The organism is Actinomadura hibisca NBRC 15177 (assembly GCF_001552635.1).
GTDB classification, from domain to species: Bacteria; Actinomycetota; Actinomycetes; order Streptosporangiales; family Streptosporangiaceae; genus Spirillospora; species Spirillospora hibisca.
In genome coordinates this window covers 1-26,854 of the sequence record NZ_BCRO01000044.1, presented here as the reverse complement: position 1 = coordinate 26,854, position 26,854 = coordinate 1, and the positions used below count along the sequence as shown (strand labels likewise).

At 73.0% G+C, this 26,854-nt stretch carries 26 protein-coding genes; 17 read left to right on the top strand and 9 right to left on the bottom strand.

What is annotated here, in order from left to right:
• Positions 1-16 precede the first annotated feature (16 nt).
• From AH6_RS21700 to ligD (AH6_RS21690), 3 genes are all read right to left on the bottom strand, one after another.
• Complete coding sequence (locus tag AH6_RS21700; RefSeq protein WP_245679409.1) at positions 17-1,372, bottom strand: dihydrolipoyl dehydrogenase family protein; 1,356 nt, start codon at positions 1,370-1,372, stop codon at positions 17-19.
• A gap of 106 nt (positions 1,373-1,478) precedes the next feature.
• The gene (gene ligD, locus AH6_RS21695) at positions 1,479-2,378 is read right to left on the bottom strand and encodes a non-homologous end-joining DNA ligase (RefSeq protein ID WP_067482707.1); all 900 of its coding nucleotides are present in this window, start codon (positions 2,376-2,378) and stop codon (positions 1,479-1,481) included.
• Positions 2,368-3,342 (bottom strand): non-homologous end-joining DNA ligase, encoded by a 975-nt coding sequence (gene ligD, locus AH6_RS21690; protein WP_067482705.1) that lies wholly within the window; start codon positions 3,340-3,342, stop codon positions 2,368-2,370. The genes ligD (AH6_RS21695) and ligD (AH6_RS21690) overlap by 11 nt, the downstream gene beginning before the upstream one ends.
• A gap of 121 nt (positions 3,343-3,463) precedes the next feature.
• Between ligD (AH6_RS21690) and ku the strand changes: the two genes are divergently transcribed.
• Positions 3,464-4,294 carry a non-homologous end joining protein Ku gene (gene ku / locus AH6_RS21685; protein WP_067482703.1) on the top strand — a complete coding sequence of 277 codons (831 nt, stop codon included), beginning with the start codon at positions 3,464-3,466 and terminating at the stop codon, positions 4,292-4,294.
• Between the two features lie 49 nt (positions 4,295-4,343).
• On the opposite strand, the gene AH6_RS21680 is transcribed toward ku, so the two are convergent.
• From AH6_RS21680 to moeZ, 4 genes are all read right to left on the bottom strand, one after another.
• Positions 4,344-4,868 carry a superoxide dismutase family protein gene (locus AH6_RS21680; RefSeq protein WP_067482701.1) on the bottom strand — a complete coding sequence of 175 codons (525 nt, stop codon included), beginning with the start codon at positions 4,866-4,868 and terminating at the stop codon, positions 4,344-4,346.
• A 61-nt stretch (positions 4,869-4,929) separates the two neighbouring features.
• Positions 4,930-5,691 (bottom strand): SGNH/GDSL hydrolase family protein, encoded by a 762-nt coding sequence (locus tag AH6_RS21675; protein ID WP_083983312.1) that lies wholly within the window; start codon positions 5,689-5,691, stop codon positions 4,930-4,932.
• 112 nt (positions 5,692-5,803) lie between these two features.
• Positions 5,804-6,109: a hypothetical protein gene (locus tag AH6_RS21670; protein ID WP_083983311.1), complete on the bottom strand. Its 306-nt coding sequence runs from the start codon at positions 6,107-6,109 to the stop codon at positions 5,804-5,806.
• Positions 6,110-6,333: 224 nt separating this feature from the next.
• On the bottom strand, positions 6,334-7,515 hold the full coding sequence (gene moeZ, locus AH6_RS21665) for an adenylyltransferase/sulfurtransferase MoeZ (protein WP_067482697.1): 1,182 nt from the start codon (positions 7,513-7,515) through the stop codon (positions 6,334-6,336).
• A gap of 201 nt (positions 7,516-7,716) precedes the next feature.
• Here moeZ and AH6_RS21660 point away from each other — a divergent pair, with 201 nt between their 5' ends.
• Positions 7,717-7,914, top strand: a complete 198-nt coding sequence (locus AH6_RS21660; RefSeq protein WP_067482695.1) for a hypothetical protein — start codon at positions 7,717-7,719, stop codon at positions 7,912-7,914.
• 59 nt (positions 7,915-7,973) lie between these two features.
• The gene (locus AH6_RS21655) at positions 7,974-8,168 is read left to right on the top strand and encodes a CsbD family protein (RefSeq protein ID WP_067482693.1); all 195 of its coding nucleotides are present in this window, start codon (positions 7,974-7,976) and stop codon (positions 8,166-8,168) included.
• 71 nt (positions 8,169-8,239) lie between these two features.
• Here AH6_RS21655 and AH6_RS21650 read toward each other — a convergent pair whose 3' ends face one another.
• Positions 8,240-8,617, bottom strand: a complete 378-nt coding sequence (locus tag AH6_RS21650; protein ID WP_067482691.1) for an ATP-binding protein — start codon at positions 8,615-8,617, stop codon at positions 8,240-8,242.
• 142 nt (positions 8,618-8,759) lie between these two features.
• Between AH6_RS21650 and AH6_RS21645 the strand changes: the two genes are divergently transcribed.
• The 9 genes from AH6_RS21645 (at position 8,760) to AH6_RS21605 (ending at position 16,266) form a co-directional block, all read left to right on the top strand.
• Positions 8,760-9,569 (top strand): helix-turn-helix domain-containing protein, encoded by an 810-nt coding sequence (locus AH6_RS21645; protein ID WP_067482689.1) that lies wholly within the window; start codon positions 8,760-8,762, stop codon positions 9,567-9,569.
• A complete protein-coding gene (locus tag AH6_RS21640) occupies positions 9,557-9,739 on the top strand; it encodes a DUF397 domain-containing protein (RefSeq protein ID WP_067482687.1) in 183 nt (60 codons plus the stop codon). The genes AH6_RS21645 and AH6_RS21640 overlap by 13 nt, the downstream gene beginning before the upstream one ends.
• A 358-nt stretch (positions 9,740-10,097) precedes the next feature.
• Complete coding sequence (locus AH6_RS21635; protein ID WP_083983309.1) at positions 10,098-10,805, top strand: hypothetical protein; 708 nt, start codon at positions 10,098-10,100, stop codon at positions 10,803-10,805.
• Complete coding sequence (locus AH6_RS21630) at positions 10,805-12,022, top strand: S8 family peptidase (RefSeq protein ID WP_245679408.1); 1,218 nt, start codon at positions 10,805-10,807, stop codon at positions 12,020-12,022. Before AH6_RS21635 ends, AH6_RS21630 begins: the two co-directional genes overlap by 1 nt.
• A 26-nt stretch (positions 12,023-12,048) precedes the next feature.
• Positions 12,049-12,813, top strand: coding sequence for a hypothetical protein (locus AH6_RS21625; protein ID WP_067482683.1), 765 nt, complete (start codon positions 12,049-12,051; stop codon positions 12,811-12,813).
• On the top strand, positions 12,807-14,003 hold the full coding sequence (locus AH6_RS21620; RefSeq protein ID WP_067482842.1) for a S8 family serine peptidase: 1,197 nt from the start codon (positions 12,807-12,809) through the stop codon (positions 14,001-14,003). The genes AH6_RS21625 and AH6_RS21620 overlap by 7 nt, the downstream gene beginning before the upstream one ends.
• Before the next feature lie 40 nt (positions 14,004-14,043).
• Positions 14,044-14,847: a hypothetical protein gene (locus AH6_RS21615; protein WP_067482681.1), complete on the top strand. Its 804-nt coding sequence runs from the start codon at positions 14,044-14,046 to the stop codon at positions 14,845-14,847.
• The gene (locus AH6_RS21610) at positions 14,841-15,977 is read left to right on the top strand and encodes a S8 family serine peptidase (protein ID WP_067482679.1); all 1,137 of its coding nucleotides are present in this window, start codon (positions 14,841-14,843) and stop codon (positions 15,975-15,977) included. Before AH6_RS21615 ends, AH6_RS21610 begins: the two co-directional genes overlap by 7 nt.
• Positions 15,961-16,266, top strand: coding sequence for an MGMT family protein (locus tag AH6_RS21605; RefSeq protein WP_067482677.1), 306 nt, complete (start codon positions 15,961-15,963; stop codon positions 16,264-16,266). Before AH6_RS21610 ends, AH6_RS21605 begins: the two co-directional genes overlap by 17 nt.
• Here AH6_RS21605 and AH6_RS21600 read toward each other — a convergent pair.
• Positions 16,263-17,684: a nucleobase:cation symporter-2 family protein gene (locus AH6_RS21600; protein ID WP_067482675.1), complete on the bottom strand. Its 1,422-nt coding sequence runs from the start codon at positions 17,682-17,684 to the stop codon at positions 16,263-16,265. The genes AH6_RS21605 and AH6_RS21600 overlap by 4 nt on opposite strands.
• Positions 17,685-17,830: 146 nt before the next feature.
• Between AH6_RS21600 and AH6_RS21595 the strand changes: the two genes are divergently transcribed.
• The 5 genes from AH6_RS21595 to AH6_RS21575 all read left to right on the top strand — a co-directional run bounded on the left by AH6_RS21595 (position 17,831) and on the right by AH6_RS21575 (position 26,474).
• Positions 17,831-18,511 (top strand): PucR family transcriptional regulator, encoded by a 681-nt coding sequence (locus tag AH6_RS21595; RefSeq protein ID WP_067482673.1) that lies wholly within the window; start codon positions 17,831-17,833, stop codon positions 18,509-18,511.
• A gap of 171 nt (positions 18,512-18,682) precedes the next feature.
• Positions 18,683-21,823, top strand: coding sequence for an ATP-dependent helicase (locus AH6_RS21590; protein WP_245679407.1), 3,141 nt, complete (start codon positions 18,683-18,685; stop codon positions 21,821-21,823).
• Positions 21,820-25,167, top strand: coding sequence for an ATP-dependent helicase (locus tag AH6_RS21585; protein WP_067482669.1), 3,348 nt, complete (start codon positions 21,820-21,822; stop codon positions 25,165-25,167). The genes AH6_RS21590 and AH6_RS21585 overlap by 4 nt, the downstream gene beginning before the upstream one ends.
• Positions 25,168-25,256: 89 nt before the next feature.
• Positions 25,257-26,048 carry a class I SAM-dependent methyltransferase gene (locus tag AH6_RS21580; RefSeq protein WP_067482667.1) on the top strand — a complete coding sequence of 264 codons (792 nt, stop codon included), beginning with the start codon at positions 25,257-25,259 and terminating at the stop codon, positions 26,046-26,048.
• 156 nt (positions 26,049-26,204) lie between these two features.
• Positions 26,205-26,474 carry a hypothetical protein gene (locus AH6_RS21575; protein WP_245679406.1) on the top strand — a complete coding sequence of 90 codons (270 nt, stop codon included), beginning with the start codon at positions 26,205-26,207 and terminating at the stop codon, positions 26,472-26,474.
• The last annotated feature ends 380 nt before the right edge of the window (positions 26,475-26,854 follow it).

The following is a 26,854-nucleotide window of genomic DNA, read 5'->3' as shown; positions in this document are numbered from 1 at the left end:
TAGGTCGGCACGGGCCTCAGGGGCGGTCGGCCAGTGCCCGCAACGGGGCCTCCAGCGCCTCGCCGTAGGTCGGGAAGGCGTGCACCACGTCGGACAGCAGGCTCAGCGGTATCTCCGCCCGGATGGCCAGCGCGATCTCGCTCATCCATTCCTCAGCGTAGAGCCCGACCGCCGCCGCCCCGACCAGCAGGCCGCGGGAACGGTCGGCGTACAGCTCCACCCTGCCCCGGTCGTCGGCCTCCACCGCCGCCCGGGTCGTCGAGGCGAGGTCGTACCCCGCGCTGAGCAGCTCGAAGCCCCTTTCCTCGGCGTGCACGGGCGACACGCCGACCGAGTAGACGGTCGGGGTGGTGTAGACCACGCGCGGGACGGCCCGGTAGTCGGCCTCGCGGCGCTTGCCGAGCACGTTGGAGACCACCACGCGGGCCTGGTGACGGGCGGCGTGGGTGGTGCGGGCCACGCCGGTGACGTCGCCGGCGGCCCAGACGCCGCCGCCGTCGGGGCCGCCGTCCGGGCCGGGCGCGCCGCCGAGCATGACCTGGCAGGTCTCGTCCACCGGCAGGCCGTGGCCGGGCGGGACGGCGAGGCCCAGGTTCTCCAGGCCGAAGCCCTCCACCCGGGGCCGCCGCCCGGCGGCCACCAGCACGCGGTCGGCGTGCAGCGCGCCGCCGTCGTCGAGCCACAGCCGCAGCCCGACGTCGCCGCGCTCGATGCGGGCGGGCTCGGTGCCCAGCCGCAGGTCGACGCCCATCCGGCGCAACGTCTCGGCCAGGATCTCCCCGGCGAACGGGGCCTCGGCGGTCAGCAGCCGTCCGGCGGACTCCACCACCGTCACCTGCGAGCCGAACGCGGCGTAGATCTGGGCCATCTCGCAGCCGACCGGGCCGCCGCCCAGGATCACCAGGCGGCGCGGCAGGTCGGGCACCGTCAGAGCCTCGTCGCTGGTCCAGGTGGGCACGTCGGCCAGGCCGTCGGCGGCCGGGATCGCGGGCTCGCTGCCGGTGCAGATCACGAGGTCGGTGCAGGTGTGCTCGACGCCGTCCACGGAAAGCGCGCCGGGCCCGGTGATCACGCCCCAGCCGCGCAGCACCGTCACCCCGTCCTCGCCCATGCGCGCCACGGTGCGGCCGTCGTCGAGGTGGCGGGTGGCCTCGTCGCGGCGCGCCACGGCCAGCTCCCACGTCTCCCCGCGCCGCGCCGACAGCAGCAGCGACTTGGACGGGACGCACGCGAAGTAGGGCGACTCGCCGCCGACCAGGCGGTTCTCCACGAGCGCGACCTCGCGTCCGGCGCGGGCGAGTTCGGCGGCCACCAGTTCGCCGGCCGTCCCCCCGCCCAGCACCACGACGTCGTAGTGATGGTTCTGCGTCACCTGTTCATCCCTCCGCGCAATGTTCCCGCGTCCTCATAGTGGCGGAAATCGACGGCGGAGAGTGGCGATTCAAACACTTAGGGCATCAGCGGAGTCGGATCGCGAGTCAGGGCAGGGGCTGCCGCGACTCCAGCAGCGGCTTGAGCAGGTCGCCGTGCTTGTCCACGCGGGCCAGCACCTCCTCGGGCGTGAACCGCAGGTCGGTGGGGTGTTCGGCGGCCTCCAGCTCGTCCCAGGTGACCGGCGTGGAGACCCACGGATGCTCGGCACCGCGCAACGAGTAGGGCGCGACGGTGGTCTTGGCCGGGTTGTTCTGACTCCAGTCCACGAAGACGCGGTCGCGCCTCACCTGCCGCTCCATCTTCGCCACCACCAGGTCCTTGTGCTCGGTGGCCAGGCGGTAGGCGGCCTTCTTGGCGTACTCCTCGGTGCGGTCGTTCTCCTTGACCGGCACGTACAGGTGCAGGCCCTTCTTGCCGCTGGTCTTGGGGTAGGTGTCCAGGCCGTCGGCGGCGAGCAGGTCGCGCAGCAGGAAGGCGACCTTGCGGGCGTCCAGGATCGAGGCGGGCGCGCCCGGGTCGAGGTCGAACACCATCAGGCCGGGGCTGTGCCGCCCGCCGCGCGGCCCGACCGTCCACTGCGGGACGTGCAGTTCCAGCGCGGCCTGGTTGGCGCACCACACCAGCGTCGGCAGGTCGTCGATGACGATGAAGTCGAGGGTGTCGCGGCCCCGCGAACTGCCCGGCGTCTTGATCGTGACGGTGCGGACCCAGTCCGGCGTGTGGGACGGCGCGTTCTTCTCGAAGAACGACCCGCCGTCCACCCCGTCGGGGAAGCGGACGCGGGTGGCGGGCCGGTCGCGCAGGTGCGGCAGCAGCGCGGGCGCGACCTTGGCGTAGTAGTCGATGACCTCGCCCTTGGTGAACTCCGGGTACAGGTCCTTGCCGAGGTTGGACAGGGTCAGCTCGCGCCCCTCCACCTCCACGTCGATCTTCTTAGGGGTCACGGGTCACCTCGTGCGGGTCCTTGTCGTCGCGCAGGCCGCGCCACACCGGGAAGCGCAACCTTCCGTCCCTGGTCCGGACGCTGTAGGCGACCTCCCCGACCAGGCGCGGCTCAACCCACCGGGCGTCGCGGGCGTGCTCGCGGGGGACCTGCTCGTCGAACGGGCTGGTCGGCCGGGCGAGCGGCGCGAGCGTCCGGTGCAGCGCCTCCAATTCGCGGTCGGTGAGGCCGGTGCCGACGTGCCCGGCGTAGCAGAGGCGGCCCTTGGGGTCGTACTCGCCGAGCAGCAGCGAGCCGACGCCGCCCGCGCGGCGGCCCTGGCCGGGCCGCCAGCCGCAGACGACCACGTCGCGGGTGTGGAAGTTCTTCACCTTGCGCCAGAAGTCGACCCGGCGGCCGGGCCGGTAGGGGGAGTCCAGGCGCTTGGCCATGAGCCCTTCGAGCCGCTGCTCGCGGGTGAACTCCAGCAGCTCGGCGACCTGGTCGCGGTCGCCGCCGTGCAGCGACGGCGGCACCTCCACGGCCCCGGCCTCGGCGAGGTCGAGGTCGCCGAGCAGGGCGCGGCGGTCGGCGTAGGGCACGTCGTAGAGCAGGCGGCCGTCCAGGAACAGCAGGTCGAACACCACGTACCGGACGGGCACCTCGCGGATCAGGCGCGCGTCGGGACGGGCGACGTGCATGCGGCGCTGGAGGCGGGCGAAGCTCGGCCGCCCGTCCTCGAACGCCACCACCTCGCCGTCCAGGACCACGTCGTGGTGGGGGAGGAGGTCGGCCAGCCCCGACAGTTCGGGGTAGCGGCCGGCCAGGTCGGTGGAGCGCCGCCCGCTGCCGCGCACCCCGTCGGCGGAGACGTAGGTGATGACGCGCACCCCGTCCCACTTCAGTTCCAGGCCCCAGCGCTGGGCGTCCTCGGGGAGGTCACCGGTGGCGGCCATCATCGGCTCGATCGGCCACGGCATCGTCATACCCGCCTTCTACCCGGCGCCCGCCGCCGGGAAAAGGATCAAGCGTACGAACTGGAGCAAATCGTGCATCGGGGCGGGGTGCGGGAGGTGACGGCGGGGCGATGCGGGGTAGGGCCAGGACATGCGCAGTATCTGGAAGGGCGCGATCTCGTTCGGCCTGGTGACGATCCCGGTCAAGGTGTACGCGGCGACCGAGCAGCGCGACGTCGCCTTCCACCAGGTGCACCGGCAGGACGGCGGGCGCATCAAGTACCAGCGGATCTGCTCGCTGGACGGCGAGGAGGTGCCCTACAGCGACGTGGCCAAGGGGTACGAGCTGCCCAGCGGCGAGATCGTCGTGCTGACCGACGAGGACTTCGCCGACCTGCCGCTGCCCACCGGCCGCCACATCGAGGTGTTGCGGTTCGTCGACCGCGACGAGGTGGACCCCATCCTGTTCGCCAAGTCCTACTACCTGGAGCCGGAGGACGCGGGCGTCAAGCCGTACGTGCTGCTGCGCGACGCGCTGGAGAAGTCCGGGCAGGTGGCGGTGGTGAAGGCGGTGCTGCGCCAGCGCGAGTCGCTGGCGACGCTGCGGGTGCGCGACGGGGTGTTCGTGCTGGAGACGATGCTCTGGCCCGACGAGGTCCGCGCGCCCGAGTTCCCCTTCCTCGAAGACAAGATCGAGGTCCGCAAGCAGGAGCTGGCGATGGCGTCCTCGCTGATCGAGTCGATGAGCGGGGAGTTCCACCCGGAGGAGTACCACGACGCCTACCGGGAGGCGGTGCAGGCGGTCATCGACGCCAAGGTGGAGGGCCGCGAGGTGCACCGGCCGGAGGCCGAGGACAAGGAGCCCGCCGCCGACCTGCTGAGCGCGCTGCGCGCCAGCGTCGAGGCGGCCAAGAAGGGGCGCGGCGAGCGGAAGGCCGGGGAGAAGTCCGGCGCGAAGAAGGGCGGGCGCAGGAGCGCCTGACGGGGCACGGCCCGCCCCGCGACGGAGGACGGGCCGCGCGCTCGCCCCGTCAGTCGCCGAACGGCACCGTCGTGCACAGCAGGCGGTCGCCCGCGTCACCGGTGTGGTGGTCGGTGGCCCTGGTGTGCACGACCACCGAGCCCGCGTCGCCCTTGGCGATGCGCCATGGCACGACCATCCGGGCCCGGCCCTTGCCGTCCCGGTCGACCCGCACGTCCAGCCAGACCTCCTTGGCGCGCGGCGGCGCGTCGGGCCTGGCGTCCGGGTTCTGGTAGTGCCCGCCCGCGTCGGCGGGCTTGGGGCCGCACGCATTCTGGTGGACGTGCACCCCGAAGCGCCTGCCCGCCGCCGCGTCCGGGAAGCCCGACACGGCGAAGCGGACGGTCGTCCGCTTCTTGCGGGTGGTCACGCGCACCTTCGTCACGGCCTTGGCGTAGGCGCCGTTGTAGACGTTGGTCGGGCCCGTCGCCTCGACGACGTGCGGGCGCGCGTGGGCCAGCGCGGGGGGCGACAGCAGGCTCACCGCGGCCCCCGCCGCGGTGAGCGTGATGGTCGTGCGCCTCAGCAGTGGCATGGTCTCCCTCTCGTCGCGGATGGAACACCGCGATGATGCCCACCGGACGGGAGGGAGGCCGTCATTCCCAAGGTGCGAGTGTCGGGCGCTTTGCGGTGATCTGGTCGCCGGAGGAACGGCCGCGCAACCGCCGCCCCACCCACGGCGCGAGGTAGCCGCGCGCCCAGCGCAGGTCGAACAGGAGCCGCGCGCCACGGCTCAGCTCCGGCAGGGGCCGCAACGCGGGCTCGCGCCAGTTCTCGACCTCGGGGAGGGCGAGGGACTCCAGCATGGCGAGCGCCACGCGGCGGTGCCCGGCGGCCGACATATGTAGGCGATCAACCCCCCACATCCTCCAATCGCGCAGGATGTCCATCGACCACTGGTCCACCAGGTGCGCGCCGTGCCGCTCGGCGATGTCGCGGAGCTGCCCGTTGAAGGCGGCGACCCGGCCCCGGGTGCGGCGGATGACCGCCGAGTCGGCGGGGTCGACGCCGGTGAACAGCACGACGTCCGCGCCGGTCGCGCGGACCTGCGCCACGGCCGCGTCCATGCGGGCGCCCAGGTCCTCCACCTTGGTGGCGGGGCGCAGCAGGTCGTTGCCGCCGCCGGAGATCGACACCAGGTCCGGGCCGAGCGCGAGGGCGGCCGGGAGCTGCTCGCCGACGATCTGGTCGAGCAGCTTGCCGCGGATCGCGAGGTTGGCGTAGGTGAAGCCGGGCTCGCGGGCGGCCAGCGCCTCGGCGGCGCGGTCGGCCCAGCCGCGCGGGGAACCGTCGGGGTAGGCGTCGCCGATGCCCTCGGTGAAGGAGTCGCCGATCGCCACATAACGCGTCCAAGACATGGAGCGATGCTATGTGACCTGCGGAATCACCCCGAACCGGGGTGGGGCTGCTGTCCGCGGCGGCACGGGCCCTCCGCACCGTGCCGCCGCGGAGTCTGCGGGGCGCGCCGGGTCAGGCGTCGCGGCGGGTGGACAACACCCGGCCGAGCAGGGCGACGGTGCGCGCGACGTCGGCGCACGGGGCGATGCGCTCGCCCCAGCCGTAGTAGAAGGACCAGGAGCGGTCGGCCTGCTCCAGCACCGCGATGACGGTCTCGTTGAACGCGGGCATCTCGGGGTTGGCGACCGTCGCGCAGGGCCAGCGGTCGCCGGGCGCGGCGACCTCGACCCGCCAGCCGCGCGAACGCAGCTCGTCGGTCAGCAGCTCCAGGTGACCGAGCGCCACCTCGGCCTCGGTGATCACCTGCGCGGACATCATGCCTCCAGGGCGGTACAGGATGTGGGAGGTCCGCCGGGCAGGTCGAGCCGGGGCGACGCGAGACGCGGCGTCCGGGCGGGGCCCGTGCGGTCGGCCCAAGTCTTTCCGCGCGTGGGGCAGATCACAAGCGCTTTGGTAGATGTCGCACGACGATCTTTTTCGGAAACGCCGAGCGCCCCGCGACCGGGGACGGTCGCGGGGCGCTCGGGAAGGCGTTCAGCGGGTCAGTAGGTGGGCTGGCTGGGGTCGATCTGGTTGACCCAGGCCAGCACGCCGCCGCCGACGTGCACCGCGTCGGCGAACCCGGCCTGCTTCACCACCGCCAGCGCCTCGGCCGACCGCACGCCCGACTTGCAGTGCAGCACGATCTTCTTGTCCTGCGGCAGCCGCTCCAGCGCCGAGCCGTTGAGGAACTCGCCCTTGGGGATCAGCGTGGCGCCCGGGATCGAGACGATCTCGTACTCGTTGACCTCGCGCACGTCCACCAGGTAGATGTCGTCGCCGCGGTCCTGCATGGCCTTCAGGTCGTGCACCGAGATGGTGGAGTCGCGGGCGGCCTCGGTGGCCTCCTCCGACACCGCGCCGCAGAAGGCGTCGTAGTCCTCCAGCAGCTCGGTCTGCGTCGGGTTCTTGCCGCACAGCGGGCACTCGGGGTCCTTGCGGACCTTGACCTGGCGGTAGCTCATCTCCAGGGCGTCGTAGATCATCAGACGGCCGACCAGCGGCTCGCCGATCCCGGCCAGCAGCTTGATGGCCTCGTTGACCTGGATGGAGCCAATCGAGGCGCACAGCACGCCGAGCACGCCGCCCTCGGCGCACGAGGGCACCATGCCGGGGGGCGGGGGCTCGGGGTACAGGCAGCGGTAGCAGGGGCCGTGCTCGGCCCAGAAGACGCTGGCCTGGCCGTCGAAGCGGTAGATGGAGCCCCACACGTACGGCTTGCCGAGCAGCACGGCGGCGTCGTTCACCATGTAGCGGGTGGCGAAGTTGTCAGTGCCGTCGACGATCAGGTCGTACTGGCCGAAGATGTCCAGGACGTTGTCGCGGTCGAGCGCGACGTTGTGCACGACCACGTCGATCAGCGGGTTGATCTCGCGGACGGTCGCCGCCGCCGACTCGGCCTTGGGCAGGCCCAGCGAGGACTGGCGGTGGATGACCTGGCGCTGGAGGTTGGACTCGTCCACCACGTCGAAGTCGATGATGCCGAGCGTGCCCACCCCGGCCGCCGCCAGGTACATCAGGGCGGGCGAGCCGAGGCCGCCCGCGCCCACGCACAGGACCCTGGCGTTCTTGAGGCGCTTCTGCCCGGCCATGCCCACATCGGGGATGATCAGGTGCCGCGAGTAACGATTGACCTCGTCACGGGTGAGCTCCGCTGCGGGCTCGACCAGAGGTGGCAACGACACGGTGGGTGCTCCTGTGTTGACGCTCGGACTGCTACGGGGGCGGACGCCGTCGTCCTTTCACGGCACAACCTTGCCATGCCGCCCGGCATTCCCCAACGTGGCCGTCCCCGAAAGCCGCACGTCAGCCCGCGAGCGTGCATGAAACGGCGCATAGGGGGCATCGCCCGGTCGTCCTGGCGAGCGGGTGAGGGGATGAGGGAGATGAGTCTGCTGAACAGGTTCCAGCGGGCGCGGGCCGGACGGCGGACGGCGGTGCGCGAACGCCGCCGCGCCCCCAGCTTCCGGGAGATGCGCGCGCGGCTGCGAACGGAGAAGGCCGAGGCCAAGCTGCTGGACACCGAGATCCGCATCCACGAGGAGGCGGCCCGGATCCGGCGCGACATCAGGACCGGCGCATAGAACGTCAGATACCGGGCAGTGCACGCCCGGTACGGACCTCGTACGAATGGAGTGGGGACATGGGCTTCCTCGACAAGCTGAAGAACAAGGCGCAGAAGACCAAGGGCCGCAGCAAGGAAGAGGCCGGCCGCCAGACCGGCGACCCGTACCTGGAGTCGGAGGGCCGCCGCGAGCGGACCGCCGGCGGCGCGAAGCAGGTCGGCGAGCAGGCGAAGGACGCGGCCAAGGAAGTGCGCGACACGTTCCGCAAGTAGGCGCTGCTGAAGAAGGGGCCCCTCGACGGCGAGGGGCCCTTCTTCATGCCCGGCGACCTCGCGGTCCAGCACTACGCCACCGCCGGGAGCACGGCCCAGACGCACTTCCCGCCGTCGCCGGTGGCGTTCCAGCCGAGGGCGTCGGCGAAGATCTCGACCATGGCCAGCCCGCGCCCCGAGAAGGAGTCCTCGGTCAGGGGAAGGACGACGGGCAGGACGGGCGACGCGTCCTCCACCTCGACCACGGGCCCGGCGTCGGCCACGTAGACGCGGACGATCATTTGCTCCGCGTCGGTGTGCTTGACGACGTTGGTCGCCAACTCCGTGACGATCAGCTTGCCGAGGTAGTCGTCCAGCCCCCAGGACTCGAAGATCTTCCCCACCCAGTCGCGGGCCGCCTTCATGGCGGCCCCGTTGGCTTCGACGGTCAGAGTGTGCGGCCCGCGCATAGTGATCACCTCGGGGGATGTCTGTGACTTGCTTCACAGGCTGCCCCGCACGGCCCATCCTGGAGAGGCAAGCCCCCAGCTCACGGACACGCCGGTCACTTCCCGGACGCGCCCGGTCATCGACGGTCATAGGAGTCCCCCCATGGCGCAGGCCCCGAAGAAGCTCGACCCCTCACGCGGACCACGCGAACTGTTCGGCTCGGAGGCTCGCTTCTACCGGGAGCGCGAGGGCCTCAGCCTGCGCGCCCTCGCGGAGATGATCCCCTTCAGCGCGAGCACGATCTCCGAGATCGAGCGGGGCGACACGGGGTGTGATCTTTCCTTCGCTGAGTACGCCGACGATGCCCTCAACACCGGCGGAGCGCTCGTAAGGCTCCACAGCGCCTTGTTCGACGGGAGGTCGGCCGCGTTCCCTTCGTACTTCATGGGGTGGCCCGAGCGGGAAGGCGAAGCCGAGGTGCTGCGCAGCTACCAGACGATGCTCGTTGACGGCCTGCTCCAGACCCCGGCCTACGCCGAGGTGTTGCTGTACGGCGACGCGAAGAAGGTCGAGGCCCGCATGGCGCGGCAAGAGATCCTGAGGCGGGAGAGTCCTCCCCGCCTGGTGTACCTGCTGCCCGAAACGGTGCTCTGGCACCGGGTCGGCACGGCCCCGATCATGCATGAGCAGTTGTTGAGGCTGGCTGACGCGATCTCGCCCCGGGTGTCGATCCAGATCATCCCGGACGGCGCTCCCCATTCCGGGCACGCTGGTTCCTTCACGCTCGCCCGCTTCCCTGGTGGGGGCTACGCCGCGTACTGTGAGGGCGAGCCGCACGGGAAGATCGTAGAAGGCTCCTCGGAGATCGAACGGCTTCACGAGAAGTTCTTGGACCTCGGGACGTACGCGCTCTCGGCCGACCAGTCCGAGGCGCTGATCAGGGAGACGGCAGAGAACAAATGGAAGACGTGATCAGGTGGCGTAAGGCCAGCGCTTCAGGCAACGACGGCGGACACTGCGTCGAGCTTGCCGATCTTGGCCTGTCCGTTGGCGTGCGAGACAGCAAGGCTCCTGACGCCGGGCACCTCACCCTTGACCGTGGGACGCTGGCGGCCCTGGTGGAGGCCGTGAAGCGCGCCTGACCTTTGGACAGCGCAAGTGAGCCCCGGCCCTCGTGGACCGGGGCTCTGCTTTGCTCCTCTCGGGCCTGCTCCCCAAATGGCCACTACAGCGGACGGTTCCCCCAGATCCCCCAGGAAGGCCGTAACCTTGACGGTTGTGGCGTTCCAGCCTCCCCCCTCCCAGCGCCCGGTCCCGCCGTCCGGCCCCTCTTTCGGGCCGCCCGCCGGACCACCTTCCGCGCCGCCGTACGGGCCTCCACCTGGGCCTTCGCACGGTTCCGCGTACGGGCCGCCGCCGGGGTACCCGCCCGCCGGAAGGCCGCCCCTTCCGCCGTCCCGGGCGACCGTCCTCGGCCTGCACGCTCGGCAATGGCTGCTGGTGGCGGTCACGATCGGCTGCTGCTATCTCGCGCTCAGCGCGGCGGGGCTGGCCGGGGCCTGGGCCACGTTGAACCGCGACCCCACCAACGCCGAGCTCCAGCGCGCCGCCGACGCCGAGGTCGCGCGCCGCTGGGAGAGCTGGCCCGCCGGGCGCATCTTCCCCGAACGGCTCGGCTACGAGGTCGCGGGCGCGCGCAGCGAGTACGCCGCACGCGTCGGCATCGCCACCGACACCGGCTGCGTCACCGCCGTGGACGCCGAGTTGGCGAACGTCCTGCAACGCCACGGCTGCCGCGCCGTGCTGCGCGCCACCTACGCCGACCAGCTCCAGGGCGTCGTGGTCACCGTGGGCGTGATCGCCTTCCCCGACGCGTGGAAGGCCGACGCGGCGCTGAAGGAACTCCCCGGCTCGGCCGGGATCGACCGGGCCAAGGGCGCGACGCCCGCACTGCGCGCCGCCGCCTTCCCCGGCACGGCCGCCGCGCGCTTCACCGACCAGGCGCGGCAGGACCGCACCTCCGACCGGGGTGGCCCGTACGTCGTGCTGACCGTCTCCGGCCAATCCGACGGGCGGCCCGCCACCGCCGTGCCCAAGAGCCGTCCCGGCGACCCCTTCCGGCTCGCCCCGCAGCTCGGCCGCGCCGTTGCCCAGCCCCTGTCCACCGCCGCGCTGCCCGACTGCGCCAAGCGCGAATGGCGATGCTGATGCGCACCCTGCGACGGGCCGCCGCCGCCCTGCTGGCCACCGGCCTCGCGACGGCCACGATCTCGGCCCCCGCCGCGCACGCCGACATCGTCCGCGACAAGCAACGACCGCTGCTGGACCTGCTGGAAGCCGAGGCCGCCTGGAAGATCACGCGCGGCGCGGGCGTGACCGTCGCCGTCGTGGACACCGGCGTGGACCCCCGCCAGCCCGACCTGGCCGGGGCGGTCACCACCGGCCCCAACATGCTGGCCGACATCGACGGCTCGTCCCCGCCCCGGCGGCTGCACGGCACCTCCATGGCCTCGCTGATCGCCGGGCGCGGCCACGGGCCCGGCCGCCGCGACGGCATCGTGGGGCTGGCCCCGCAGGCGCGCGTGCTGGCCGTCCGCGCGATCGCCGAACCCGAGGACGCCAGCTACCTGCGGTTCCGCGCCTCCGAACGCGCCGAGAGCGCCGTGGCGCGCGGCATCCGCTACGCGGTGGACCACGGCGCCGACGTCATCAACCTCTCCCTCGGCAAGTACCAGGAGAACGCCGAGGAGCGCGCCGCCATCGGCTACGCCATCGGCAAGGGCGTGGTGGTGGTGTCGGCGGCGGGCAACGACGGCGACCGCAAGCGCCGCCTGGACGAGGACGGCTTCGCGCCCTACTCCTACCCCGCCTCCTACCCCGGCGTGATCGCGGTCGCGGCGACCAAGCCCGGCCACGGCCGCGCCGCGTTCTCCAACCGCAACTACTCGGTGCTGGTGGCCGCGCCCGGCGACGGCATCCCGGCCGCCCAACCGGGCCGCTACGTCATCAGCTCCGGCACCAGCGACTCCAGCGCCCTGGTGTCGGGCATCGCGGCGCTGATCCGGGCCAAGTACCGCAGGCTGCCGCCGCCGCTGGTCGCGCAGGCGCTGATCAATGCGTCCCGCTACGGATCGACCGGCGGCTACGACTCGGGCGTCGGGTTCGGCGAGGTCAGCGCGGCCCGCGCACTGGCCGCCGCCGCGGCGCTCACCGCGCCGCGTCCGGGCGGGGCGGAGGGCAAGGCGGCCGGGCAGCGGTTCGCCGACCCGGCGCCGGGCCCGGTCCCGGTGATCGAGCGGCCGTTCTGGGTGCGCCCGGTGATCGCGGCCGTGGTCGGCGGCGGGGCGCTCGGCGCCGTTGCCGCCCTGGTGATCGTGATCATGCTGGCGCGCCGCGCTCCACGGGCGTCCCAGGCCCCCAGGTGACCCCCGGGTCGGCTACGCTCCGCTCCGTGTCGCGCGCCGAGCTCTCAGCCCCGGACCTCGACCCGGACGGGCCGCCCGAGCCCGGCCCGGCGCGGTCCCGCACGGTCGTCGCCGCGGTCGCGGCGCTCGGCTGCCTGGCGGTGCTGGGCGCGGCCGCGCTGCGGCTGGGCGGCGAGCTGACCCGCGACCCGACCGCCGCCGAGCGCGCCGACGCGCAGTCCGCCGAGGTCGCCGCGCGCTACCGGACCTGGCCCGCCGGGCGGCTGTTTCCCGCGACGCTGCCCTACACGTTGGACATGGGATCGGCCGAGCAGGCGACCCGGATCGGCATCGACTCCGGCACGCGCTGCGACACGGCCGTGGACCCGCAGCTCAGCGGGTCGCTGACGAGCCGGGGCTGCATGGCGGTGCTGCGCGCGACGTACCTGGACCAGTTGCAGGGGCTGGCGGTGACGGTCGGGGTGGTGGTGTTCCCCGACGAGCGGGCCGCACGCGAGGCCGTCCCGTGGTTCCCGGTGCCCGCGCCCCGGCCGGGGTTGCGCGCGCTGCCGTTCGAGGCGTCACCCGCCGCACGGTTCGGCGACACCGCACGGCAGGCGGCGGCCGTCCGGCGGCGCGGCCCGTACCTGGTCGCCGCGACCGTGGGCTACGCGGACGGGCGTCCCACGATCGGGGCGCGCCAGCAGCAGAACGACCTGGCCGCGCTCGGCCCGCAGCTCGCCGACGCCATCCTGAAACCGCTGGCCGCGCCCGGCCAAGTGGAGTGCGGGACGGCGGAGTGGACGTGCTGAGACGCGCCCTGACCAGGGGCGCGGCGCTCGCGGCGGCCGTCGCGTTCGTCCTCCCGTCCGCGCCGCCCGCCCGCGCCGACCAGGTCCGGGACGCGATGACGCCGATCCTGGAATCGCTGAACGTGCCGCGCGCGTGGTCGTTGTCGCGCGGCCGGGGCGTGACCGTGGCGGTGCTGGACTCGGGCGTGGACCCCGACCAGGCCGACCTGGCCGGATCGGTGACCGTCGGCCCCGACTACACGCGCGGCGCGATCCCGCCCGGCGTCGAGCCCAAGCGGCTGCACGGCACCAACATGGCCTCCATCATCGCCGGGCACGGCCACGGCCCCGGCGGCGCGGACGGCATGATGGGCGTGGCACCCGAGGCGCGACTGCTGGCCCTGCGCGTGATCCTGGAACGCGACGAACCGGGCTTCGCCTCGTTCACCGGCAACCCGCGCTACGAGGGCACCATCGCCTCCGGCATCCGCTACGCGGTGGACCAGGGCGTGGACGTCGTCAACCTGTCGCTCGGCCGCTCCTACCCGACGCGCGCCGAACGCGAGGCGGTCGCCTACGCGGTCCGGCGCGGCGTTGTGGTGGTGGCCGCTGCGGGCAACGGCGGGGCCGACCGCACCGCGCGGCGCGGCGGGCACGCCGAGTTCACCTACCCGGCCTCGTTCCCCGGCGTGATCTCGGTGGCGGCGGTGGACTCGGCGGGCCGCCACGCGGGCTTCTCCAACCGCAACTCGGCGGTGGTGGTGTCGGCCCCCGGCGTGCAGATCATCGGCGCGGGCCCCGGCACGCAGTACTGGATCGGCGACGGCACCAGCCCCGCCACCGCGTTCGTGTCCGGGGTGGCGGCGCTGATCCGGTCCCGGCACCCGAAACTGGCTCCCGCGCTGGTCACCCAGGCGATCGTGGCCAGCACGCAGAACCGCCCGCAAGGCGGCTACGACCTGGGCGTGGGCTTCGGCCGGGTGGACGCGCTGGCGGCGCTGACCGAGGCGGAACGGCTGGCGGGCGTGCGCCCGGCGGGCTTCGGGGCGGCGGCCGAGCAGCGGTTCGGCGCGGGCGAGGCGGAGCCGATCCGGGTGGTGCGCCGCGACGGGACGGTGATCGTGGCGTCGGTGGCGGTGTGCGCGCTGGCGCTGATCGGCCTGGTGATCGCGGTGACGGCGGCGGTGCGCCGTCCCCGTTCCGAAGCATGATCGTCGCCATAATGAGACGCGGTGTCAGTTGGATCGGCGGATGCCCGAAACCACCACCGCCGAGGCGCCCGAGGCTCCGGCGCCGCCCCGACGTCGCCCGCGCGCGGCGATCGCGGTCCTGACGACCCTGGGCCTGGCCGCCGTGCTCGGCGCGGCCGGGGCCATCGGCTGGAGCGTGCTGCGCGCGCCCACCGCCAAGCAGATCGAGACGGCGGGGGAGAAGGAGATCGCCACGCGCTGGGCTACCCTGCCCGCCGGGGAGATCTTCCCCGCGCGGGTCAAGGAGGACATCCCGCCGCGCAACATGTCAGGGCTGTTCGGGCAGACTCCAGAGAACAAGGCCAGCAGAGGGTTCGTGCAGCGTGCGGGGATCGCCCCGGAGGCGGCCTGCGCGCAGGCGTTCGACCCCAAGCTCGCGGACGTGCTCACGAAGAATGGCTGCCAGACCGTGCTGCGCGCCACCTACATCGACTCCACCGGCACGCTGGCCACCACGATCGGCGTCGCGGTGATGGGCGACGTACGGCAGGCGGGCCGCGCGGAGGCCGCCGTCAACACCGCCTTCGGCAGCGCGCTCAAAGAGAGCGTCGGCCTGCGCGCGGTCGCGTTCCCCGGCACGGCCGCGAAGGACTTCACCGACGCCCTGCGGCAGGACTTCTGGATGGACGTCCCGCAAGCGCCCTACCTGATGTTCCGGACCAGCGGTTGGACGCTCGATCGCGGGAAACCCGACCGCAAGGTGTTGATAGAGGACTTTAGCTTCGCCCGATTCATGCAGAGCCGGATCCTGGACCGGCTGAGCGACCGGACCGAGCCGTGCGAGCGGAAGAGGGTGCAGTGCTGACACGCCGCACGGCGGGCCTGCTGGCCGCCGCACTGACGATCGCCCTGGCCCCGCCGCTGAGCGGGACCGCCCGCGCCGACGGCAACTGGATCAAGCAGATGCTGGACGACTTCGATACGGCGGAGAAGTCCGCGCAGGGCCGTTCCGTCAAGGTCGCCGTACTGGCCGACGGCGTCGCGGAGATCCCGTCGCTCAAGGGGAGGCTGGACAAGGAGCACGATCTGGTCCGCACGCCCCGCCCGTACCGGAAGATGGGCACCCTCGCGGCCGCGATGATCGCCGGGGAGGGCGCGCTGGCTCCGCAGGCCCGTGTGCTGCCCGTGCGGGTGCACGCAGACAAGGAGGATCCGGGCGGCAAACGCTGGCTGGAGAAGAACCACGACTGGAATGCCCTGATCGCCCGGGGCATCCGCTACGCCGCCGACCACGGGGCCGACGTCATCGTGACGTCCGCGTGGGCCGGCAAGGACGACCAGTTGCTCGGCTCGGTCGCCCACGCCCACGGCAAGAACGCCGTCGTGGTCGCCGCGGCGGGGCTCCAGGCACCGACCGATCTCCGGTACCCGGTCGCCCAGACCGGCGTGATCGGCGTGGGCGCGACCGACGCGTTCGGCCGCCGCGACAAGAAGTACACGAAGGCCAGCAGCACGGTGCTGGTCTCCGCGCCCGGCATCAGGACCCCCAGCATCGGAGCCGACGGCCGGGAGTGGGCCTACTGGGGCGACGCTCCCGCCGTGTCCTGGGTGGCCGCCGCCGTCACGCTGGTCAAGGCCAAGTACCCGAAACTGCCCCCCGGCCAGGTCAACGAGGTCATCAGCCGTTCAGCCCGCCACCCCAGCGGAGCGGGCCGATACGACACCGACATCGGCTACGGCTACGTCAACCCGGCGGGAGCCCTCAAGGAGGCCGCCAAGCTCACACCGGGCCCCGCTGCGATCCCCAAGGGCCCGGTGGCCGACTCCGCGCACTTCGGCGGCGGCCCGGAGACGATCCGGGCCGTGCCCTACAACGTCCCCTGGCTGATCGGCTTCGGCGCGCTCGGGGTCGCCGGTCTGGTCGCCCTCGGGGCCGCGATCTTCCTCGCGGTGCGGCGGCGTCCGGCAGAATCGTCGGATGCGGGCAGATCCTGACGAGTACGCCGAAGCCGTTCTGGACGCGGTCGAGCGCATCCCGCCCGGCCGCGTCCTGTCCTACGGCGACGTCGCCGAGCTGATCGGGGAGGGCGGGCCGCGCCAGGTCGGCCGCGTCATGTCGCACTTCGGCGGCGGCGTCCCCTGGTGGCGGGTGTTGCGCGCGGACGGCAGCCCGCCGTCCGGGCACGAGATCCGCGCCCTTGAGGAGTACCGCGTCGAGGGCACGCCGCTGCGCCCGGACGGCCGCCGCGTGGACATGGGCCGCGCGCGCTGGGACGGCCGCTAGGCCGGGGCGGCTTCGGCGGGCGCGGACGCCGGTGTGGGCGCGGACGTCGGCGCGGCCTCAGGCGCGACCTTGGCCTCGGGCCCGGCCTCAGCCCCGGCCTCGGGGCGGCGGGTGTGGTTGAACAGCAGGTTCAGCGCGATCGCCGTCACGCAGCCCGCGCTGATCCCCGAGTGCAGCACCACGTCCGTCCAGCCCGGGAACCGGTCGTAGAACTCCGGCACCGCCACCGGGATCAGGCCCACGCCCAGCGACGCCGCCACCACGACCAGGTTGTGGTTGTCCTCGAACCGCACCTGGCTCAGCGTCCGCACCCCGGCCGCCGCCACCGTCCCGAACATGACCAGCCCGGCCCCGCCCAGCACCGGCGCCGGGATCGCCGCCACCAGCGCGCCCACCGGCGGGAACAGGCCCAGCACCACCAGCACCCCGCCCGCGAACGCCACCACCCAGCGGCTCTTCACGCCGGTGATCCCGACCAGGCCGATGTTCTGCGCGTAGGCGGTGTAGGGGAAGGTGTTGAACAGCCCGCCGAGCGCCGTGGACGCCGCGTCGGCGCGCAGGCCGTCCACCAGCGTGCGGCGGTCCACCTCGCGGCCGGTCAGCTCGCCCAGCGCCAGAATCGAGCCGGTCGTCTCGGTCATCGCCACCAGCATCACGACCAGCATCGACACCACGGCCCCGGCCTCGAAGACCGGCGCGCCGAAGTGGAACGGCGTGCTGACCCCGACCGGGTCGGCCTCGGTGACGCCGCCGAAGTCGGTCATGCCCAGCGGGATCGCGACCAGCGTCCCCGCCACGATGCCCAGCAGCACCCCGATCCGGCCCAGGAAGCCGGGCAGGAAACGTTGCGCCGCCAGCACGAACACCAGCACGCCCAGCGCCGTCAGCACGTTCTTCGGCGTGCCGAAGCCGGGCGTGCCCGCGCCCCCGGCGGCCCACTTGACCGCCACCGGCAGCAGCGAGATCCCAATGATCAGCAGCAGGGTGCCGGTGACCAGCGGCGGGAACAGCCGCACCAGCCGGCCGAACAGCGGCGCGGCCACCGCCATCAGCAGCCCGGCGGCGATCACCGCGCCGTAGATGGCGGGCAGCCCGCCCCCGGCCGTGCCGATCGCGATCATGGGGGCGACGGCGGCGAACGACACGCCCTGCATCAGCGGCAGCTTCGCGCCGAACCACCGCACCCCCACGCACTGGATCAGCGTGGCGACGCCGCAGATCAGCAGGTCGGCGTTGATGAGGTAGGCCAGATCGTGCGGCGGCAGCTTGAGCGCGCCGCCGACGATCAGCGGGACGGCGACGGCCCCGGCGTACATGGCCAGCACGTGCTGGAGCCCGAAGGCGGCCAGCTTGCGCGCGGGCGGCCGGGCGTCGACGGGATGGGGGTCGGCGGGGCGGGGTTCGGTGCCGGTGGGCATGGGGGTCCTCCTCCAGCGGTGGGGTCCCCCTCAGTGCACCGCCCGCCCGCGCGCGGCCGTCATGGCGCGACGTCCAAGACGGCGTTTCACGCACGTAACACGTTGTGCATACGTACGGAAACACGCCTTTCCTACCTTCTCGTCCTGTGAGAACCGCTGAACTGCTCCACGATCCGGAACTGCGGCTGCGGCCGCTGGCGTGCCCGGAGCGGCTGGACCGTCCCGTCCGGCAGGTGTTCGTCACCGACCTGCCCGACCCCACGCGCTACCTCGACGGCGGCGAGCTGGTGCTGACCGGGCTGATGTGGCGGCGCGGCCCCTACGACTCGGTGCCGTTCGTGGCGGCGCTGGCGGCCAAGCGGATCACGGCGCTGGCGGCGGGGGAGGCGACCGCGCCGGTCCCCGACGACCTGGTGGCGGCCTGCGAGCGCTACGGGATACCGCTGGTGGCGGTCCCGGCCGAGACGACGCTGTCGCGCGTGATGACGGTGGTGCTGCGGCGGCTGGACGCCGAGACCGGCGAGCCCGACGACGCCCCCGCCTCGCACGCCGCGCTGCTGGCCCGGCTCCCGGCCGACGCGCGCCGCCGCTTCCGGCAGCAGGTGCTCGGCGCGGTCATCGGCTACGATCTCCGGCACCGCAGCGACCTGCTGGGCACCCTGGCGCAGTTCCTGGCGTGCTCGGGCTCGTGGACGGCGTGCGCGCGCCGGTTGAACCTGCACGTCAACACGCTGCGTTACCGGATACGCCGGATCGAGGAGCTGACCGGTCGCGATCTGTCGTCGCTCGACGACCGGGTGGATCTGCTGCTGGCGCTGCGCACCTAGTCACCTCCGTCACACCGCATCGCCCGCGCCCCTCACTTCACGAAGGTTGCGCAGGTCATCGGCGTCGCCCGCGCGACATGCCGCCAATGTGGTCAGAGCAGGCCCGATGATCTGCTGGAATCTTCTCTTGTGCCGCCAGCCTCCTACCGCCTCGTCCGCCGCGCGGGTGCGGTGCGTGCGGACGCCCCCCGGCTGGACGATCAGCAACAGCGCGTGGTGGACCACGAGCGCGGTCCGTTGCTGGTGCTGGCGGGCCCCGGGACCGGCAAGACCACCACGATCGTGGAAGCGGTCGTCGACCGCATCGAGAACCGCGGAACCGATCCCGAACGTGTCCTCGTCCTCACCTTCAGCCGCAAGGCCGCCGAGGAGTTGCGGCACCGCATCACCGGCCGCCTGCGCCGCACCACCCGCACGCCGCTCGCGCTGACCTTCCACAGCTACGCCTACGCCCTGCTGCGCCGCGACGCCGTGCTGAACGGCGAGCCCCCGCCCCGCCTGCTGTCCGGCCCCGAGCAGTTGCTTGAGGTGCGCCGCCTGCTGGAGGGCGAGCTGATCGACGGCGCGTACGGCTGGCCCGCGAGCCTGCACCAGACCCTCGCCACCCGCGGGTTCGCCGAGGAGGTCCGCGACTTCACCCTGCGCGCCGCCGAACGCGGCTACGACGCCGACGCGCTGGTCGGCCTCGGCCGCCTGCGGGGCCGCAACGACTGGCCCGCCATCGGCGGCTTCATGCAGCGCTATATCGACCGGTTCGCGCTCGACCCGATGCCCACCTACGACTACGGCGAGCTGATCCGCGTCGCGGCGCTGCTGCTGGCCGAGGACGACGTCCAGGCCCGCGAGCGCGACGCCTACGACGCGGTCTTCGTGGACGAGTACCAGGACACCGACCCCGCCCAGGAGGACCTGCTGCGGCACCTGGCGGGGGAGGGCCGCGACCTGATCGTGGTCGGCGACCCCGACCAGTCGATCTACGGGTTCCGCGGCGCGGACGTGCGCGGCATCCAGGAGTTCCCGGCCCGGTTCCGCACGCTGGACGGCGACCCCGCGCCGGTGGTGGCGCTGAAGACCTGTCGCCGCATGGGCCCGGAGATCCTCAAGGCGTCCCGGCACATCGCCCGCCGCCTCCCGGCGGGCACCGCCGGGGCCGCCGAGCACCGCGCGCTGGAGCCGCTGCCCGACGCCGAGGACGGCGAGGTCCGCACCGTCCTCGCCGACTCCGAGTCCCAGCAGGCCGCGCTGATCGCCGACGAGCTGCGCCGCGCGCACCTGCTCGACGGCGTCCCCTGGTCGCGGATGGCGATCCTGGTGCGCAGCGCCGTCCTCCAGGTCCCGGCGCTGCGCCGCGCGATGTCGCAGGCGGGCGTGCCGGTCGTGGTCGCGGGCGACGAGGTGCCGCTCATGGGAGAGCCCGCCGTCCGCCCCATCCTGGTGCTGCTGCGTGCCGCGCTGAAGAAGGACTACCTGGACGCCGAGATCGCCGAGGAGCTGCTGACCGGCCCGCTCGGCGGCGCCGACGCGCTGGGCATGCGCCGCCTCAAGCGCGCCCTGCGCGACCTGGAGGACCTGTCGGGCGGCGACCGGCCGCTGAACGAGCTGCTGATCTCCGCGCTGGACGACGCCCGCGAACTCGCCCTGGTGCACGAGAAGGTGCGCGGCCCCGCCGAGCGCGTCGCCCGCCTGATCGAGATCGCCCGGCAGCACGCCTCGCTCGGCGGCACCGCCGAGGACGTGCTCTGGGAGGTGTGGCAGGAGAGCGGCCTCGGCGACGCGCTGCTGGACCAGAGCGTGCGCGGCGGGCTGCGCGGCGCGGCCGCCGACCGCGACCTGGACGCGGTGGTGGCGCTGTTCGACCACGCCGCGCGGTTCGTGGACCGGCTGCCGCAGGCCGGGCCCGAGCTGTTCGTGGACGACATCGCCGCCCAGGAGATCGCCGCCACCACCCTCGCCGAGCACGCGCCCGAGGGCGAGACCGTCAAGATCCTCACCGCGCACCGGGCCAAGGGCCTGGAGTGGGACGTGGTGATCGTCGCGGGCGTGCAGGAGGGCCTGTGGCCGGACCTGCGGCTGCGCGGCTCGCTGCTGGGCGTGGAGGAGCTGATCGAGCACCACGCGGGCAACGACCTGCCCGGCGACGAGGGCACCGGCGCGGCGGGCTGGTCGATGGCGGCCAAGATGATGGACGAGGAGCGCCGCCTGTTCTACGTGGCGGTCACCCGCGCCCGCAAGCGCCTGGTCGTCACGGCCGTCGGCGGCGACGACACCGAGGAGCGGCCGTCCCGCTTCCTCAACGAGCTGCTGCCCGGCGCGCTGGAGGAATCCCAGCTCGACGAGAAGACGCGCTGGTTGTCGCTGACCTCGCTGGTGGCCGACCTGCGCGCCACGGTGACCGACCCGGCTCGCCCCGAGCCGATGCGCCGCGCCGCCGCCGGGCACCTGGCGCGCCTCGCGCGCGCGGGCGTGCGCGGCGCGAAGCCGGAGAACTGGTACGCCATCACCGCGCTGTCGGACACCGCGCCCGCGTTCGGCGAGGACGAGCAGATCACCATCTCCCCGTCGCAGGTGGAGACCTTCACCACCTGCGGCCTGCGCTGGTTGCTGACCTCGGCCGTCGGCGCGCAGGAGGGCGGGCCCAACGAGTTCAGCACCATGGGCAAGGTGATCCACGCCGTCGCCGAGCTGGCCGGGGCCGACGAGGGCGTCACCGACGTGGAGGTCGGGCGGCGGCTGGACGAGATCTGGAACGACCTGGACTTCCGCTCCTCCTGGTACTCCGACAAGCAGCGCGAGCAGGCCGGGAAGATGGTGGACAAGTTCCTGGCCTGGCACCGCGACAACCCCAACGAGATCGTGGCGCTGGAGGAGTCGTTCAAGGTCGATCTCGGCCGGGTGGTGATCAAGGGCCGGATCGACCGGGCCGAGCGCGACGAGCAGGGCCGCGCGGTGATCATCGACATCAAGACCTCCAACCAGGCCGTGCCCAAGGACGAGCTGCCCGAGCACCCGCAGCTCGGCGTCTACCAGTACGCGGTGATGCTGGGCGCGTTCGCCCGGCACGGCCTGATCGAGCCGGGCGGCGCCAAGCTGATCCAGGTCGGCAAGGCCGCCTTCACGGCCAAGGTGCGCGAGCAGGAGCAGCCGCCGCCCGCCGAATCGCCCGACCCCGAGTGGCCCAAGAAGCTGGTGGAGATCGTGGCCACCGGCATGGCCTCGGACGTGTTCCAGGCGCGCGCCAACGAGAAGTGTCGGACGTGTCCCGTACGGTCCTGCTGTCCGGTGCAGGACGAGGGGGGACAGGTCGGGCCATGATCACTCCGGCGGAGCTGGCGCGGCTGCTGGGGGTGCCCGAACCGACCGACGAGCAGGCCCGGGTGATCGAGGCGCCGCTGGCGCCGATGGCGGTGATCGCCGGCGCCGGGTCGGGCAAGAGCGAGACGATGGCCGCGCGCGTGGTGTGGCTGGTCGCCAACGGGTTCGTGCGGCCCGAGCGCGTGCTCGGCCTCACCTTCACCCGCAAGGCCGCCGCCGAGCTCGGCACGCGCATCCGCAAACGCCTGGACACCCTGCGCGAGGCGCTGCCCGACGACGAGGTCGAGCGGCTCGGCGGCGAGCAGATCTTCGACGGCGAGCCGACCGTGTCCACCTACCACTCCTACGCCGCCCGGCTGTTCGGCGACCACGCGCTGCGCGAGGCGCTGGAGCCGACGATGCGGCTGATCTCCCCGGCCGTCGCCTGGCAGATCTGCTCGCGCACCGTGGACGCCTACGACGGCCCGATGGACCACGTCGACTGGTCGCCCGACACCGTCACCAAGGCCGTCATGGACCTGGCCGGCGACCTCGCCGAGCACCTGAAGACCCCCGCCGACCTGCGCAAGGCCGGGCAGTGGCTGGAGGAGCGGTTCGCCGCGCTGCCCAAGCCGCTGAAGGCCCAGCGCGACATCCTCGCCAAGCAGGCGGTGCGCGAGCAGCTCGCCCCGCTGATCGAGGCGTACCGGCGGGCCAAGGCCGACCGCGAGGTCGTCGACCACGGCGACCAGATGGCCGCCGCCGCGCGCATCGCGTTCAACCACTCCGAGGTCGGGATGATCGAACGTTCCCGCTACTCGGTGGTGCTGCTGGACGAGTACCAGGACACCAGCCACGCCCAGCTCGTGCTGCTGCGGTCGTTGTTCGGCGCGGGCCACCCCGTCACCGCCGTCGGCGACCCCTGCCAGTCGATCTACGGGTGGCGCGGCGCGAGCGCGGGCGGCCTGCTGCGCTTCGCCGACGACTTCCCGCTCCAGACGCCGATCATGAACCGGCCGCCCAGCCCCGCGCCGGTCCGCCAGCTCAGCCGCAGCTTCCGCAACGGCGAACGCATCCTGCGCGTGGCCGCGCGCGTCCAGCAGGAGTTGCGCGCGCAGACGCCGCAGGTGCCGGTGCTGGTGCCCGGCGCGGGCCGGGAGGAGCGCGGCCGCGTCGAGTGCGCGCTGTTCGACACCGTCGAGGACGAGGCCGACCGGATCGCCGCGCGCATCGCCAAGGTGATGGCGGGCGATCCGGACGTCGCGCCGGACGGCGGCCCGCAGGGCGAGCCGCTGAAGTACTCCGACATCGCGGTGCTGGCCCGCAAGCGCTCGCAGTTCCCGCTGATCCGCAAGGCGCTGGAGGCGCGCAACATCCCCGTCGAGGTCGTGGGCCTGGGCGGGCTGCTGACGGTGCCCGAGGTGCAGGACGTGGTGGCGACGCTGCGCGTCATGCACGACCCGACGTCCGGCGCGTCCCTGGCCCGCCTGCTCACCGGCCCGCGCTGGCGGCTCGGCCCCCGCGACCTGGTCGCGCTCGGCCGCCGCGCCCGCCGCCTGGCCGAGGAGACCTCGCGCGACGTGACCCGTCCCGAGGGGGCCGTCGATCCGGAGAACCTGGAGACCCCCGCGCCCGAGGACGCCGACCCGCTGCGCCAGCTCGTCGCGGAGCTGAACCGCGAGACCGGCAGCCTGGTCGACGCGCTGGACGACATCGGCGACCCCGGCCAGTTCTCGCCCGAGGGCTACGGCCGCCTGCGCCGCCTGCGCGACGAGCTGCGCGGCCTGCGCAACCAGGTCGGCCTGCCGCTGCCCGACCTGGTACACGAGGTCGAGCGCACCCTCGGCCTGGACATCGAGGTCGCGGCGCGCTCGGGGCTCGACCCGGCCGTGGCGCGCGCCGACCTGGACGCGTTCATCGACGCCGCCGACAACTTCGCGAGCGACGCCGAGGACGCCACCCTCGGCGCGTTCCTGGCCTACCTCAAGGCCGCCGAGACCGAGGAGTTCGGCCTCGCGTCCGGCCGCGTCGGCGACACCGACAGCGTCAAGCTGCTCACCGTGCACGCCTCCAAGGGCCTGGAGTGGCCGGTCGTGGTGGTGCCGGGCCTGGCCTACACGCCGCAGAAGGACGGCGGCCCCGCCAAGGGCTCGATCTTCCCGTCCCCGCCGCAGAACGCGACGCGCTGGACGGCCAACCCGCGCGTGCTGCCGTTCCCGCTGCGCGGCGACTACCAGGACCTGCCCAAGCTGCGCGGCCTGACCAAGGACGACCTGGCCGACTTCGACGCCGAGAGCGCGGCCCGCGACCTGCTGGAGGACCGCCGCCTCGCGTACGTCGCGGTGACGCGCGCGTCGAGCCTGCTGCTGTGCACGGGGTACTGGTGGGGGACGTCGGGGCGTCCGCTCGGCCCGTCGCCGTTCCTGGAGGAGATCCGCGAGGTGTGCCTGGCGGGGGCCGGACCCGTCGCCAAGTGGGCCGACCCGCCCGCCGAGGACGCGACGAACCCGCTGCTCAGCGACCCTGACGAGGCGCAGTGGCCCGGCGAGCGCGGCCTCACCGACGCCACCGCGCGCGAACGCTACGAGGCGACCGTCGAGGCGGCCCGGATGGTCGAGGACGCGATGCACGGCCGCACCCGCCCGTGGGCGGGAACCGACGGCCTGGGCGCGGCCGACAAGCAGCGGATGTCGGCGTGGGCGCGCGACGTGGAACTGCTGCTGGCCGAACGCGACCGGGGCCGGGGAACCGACGGCCTGCTGGTGGAGCTGCCGCCCAACCTGACGGTGTCGTCACTGGTGACGCTGGCGCGCGACCCGGCGGCGCTGGCCCGCCAGATCCGCCGCCCGATGCCGCGCCCGCCCGCGCCGTTCGCACGGCGCGGCACGGTGTTCCACACGTGGCTGGAGGGGCGCTGGGGCCAGCAGCGCCTGCTGGACGAGGACGACCTGCCGGGCGCCGCCGACGAGGAGGCCGTGGACGACACGCACCTCGCGATGTTGCAGGAGCGGTTCGAGCGCTCGGAGTGGGGCCCGCGCGAACCGCTCGACATCGAGGTGCCGTTCGAGACGATGATCGGCGACCGCCTGGTGCGGGGCCGGATGGACGCGGTGTTCCGCAACGACGACGGAACCTACGACGTCGTGGACTGGAAGACGGGCGCGCCACCGGATGACGAGGAGTTGCGCCACATCTCGGTGCAGCTGGCCGCGTACCGGCTGGCGTGGGCGGAACTGGCGGGCGTGCCGGTGGAGCAGGTGAGCGCGGCGTTCCACTACGTGAAGGCGGAACGGACCGTGCGCCCGGCCGACCTGCTGGACGCGGCGGGCCTGGAAGCACTCCTGGAGACGATCCCGGCGGCCTGACCTCGGCGGCCGGGTGATGACCGTCACTGCCCACTGTTCACGCCTCCGCTATTCGGGGATGATCCCGGTCAACACCTGGAGGAGGCGGCGTGACGGTGACCCATGACGAGAAGGTCGTACGCGAGTTCTCGAAGCAGGCGGACTCCTTCGGGGACACGCGGCTGAACACCGCTTTCACCCGCCACCTGGACCGCTTGGTGCGGTTCATGGAACCGGAACTGGACCTGGAGGACGTGGTCCTGGAAGTAGCGGCCGGGACGGCGCTGGTGTCGCGAGCGATCGCGCGCCGCGTCCGTCACGTGACCGCGCTGGACCTGACGCCCGCGATGCTGGCGCAGGGGAAGCGCGAGGCCGACCGGGACGGCGTGACGAACGTGACGTTCACGCGGGGCGACGCGACGGCGCTGCCGTACTTGGACCGGTCGTTCACGCTGGTGGTGACGCGGTTCTCGTTGCACCAGGTGGCGGACCCGGCGGCGGTGGTGGCGGAGATGGCGCGCGTGAGCCGCCCGGGGGCGGCACTGATCGTGGCGGACCTCGTACGCGCGGAGGGCTCGGGCAGCTCGGAGGAGGGCGACGCGGACCGGATGGAACGCCTGCGGGACCCGTCGCACAACACGCTGCTGAGCGAGCAGGAGATCAAGGACTTGCTGACGGAGGCGGGCGCGGAGGTGAAGCGGACGGACCGGTTCGAGCACGTACGCCCGCTGGAACCGTGGCTGGCGCTGTCGCAGACGCCGGAGGAGGCGGCGGCGCAGATCCGGAAGGAACTGGCCGACGAGCTGGAGGGCGGCCCGGCGACGGGGATGCGGCCGAGCGTGGTGGAGGGCGAGACGCACTTCACGCACACGAACGTGTTCGTGCAGGCGATAGCGGGGTGAAAGGGGCGGACTTTTCGAAGGAACGTTCGACGATGATCGTCGCGATGCTCTACTTTGTCGAACATGGGTTCTAGGGCCATGGCGACGGACGTGACGAGGGCGACGGCTGTGTCGACGGCAGGTGCTACGGCGGTGTCGGACGTGACAGCGGCGGGCGTGACACGCGAACCGGCGGCCCTGGCGATGCGGATCGGCGTGGTGGCGGCGGAGGCAGCACTGGCGACCTTCGCGCGGAACCTGGATCTGGACGATCTGGATGGGGGAGTGGACTTCGAGGGCGCGATCGGCCCTGCGGAGTGGCCGCTGTTCTCGCTGGTGATAGACACGCTGGCGGAGGCGGGTCCGGGGGACGGGCGGACGCTGGACGAGCGGCGGGCGGATGCGTTGAATGATCTGGCTCGGATTTGTATGGCGGCGAGGGTGTAGTTGCGCGGAGTTCCGCGTCTGGCGGCCGACATTGCTGGATACGCACTCCGCACTCCGCGTTTGTGCAACTGCCTGAAACTGTCGCTTCGTGCCTGAAACTGTCGCTTCGTGCCTAACCCTGCGCTCCGCGCCCAACCCTGCGCTCCGCGCCAAAGGCACGTTCCGCGCTTAACCCCACGCTCCGCGCCAAGCTCACGCTCCGCGTCTAACTTCACGCTCCGCGCTAAGGGCACGCTCCGCGTTTGGCGCTCCGCGCTACTACCTCAGCCCGCGCTCCGCGCGTGCCCAACAACGCCAGCCCCGTGCCCCACGTGACCAGTGACCTCAGCCCGTGCTCTGCACGTGATCACCTGCCCCAGCCCCGCGCCCGAACCATCCCG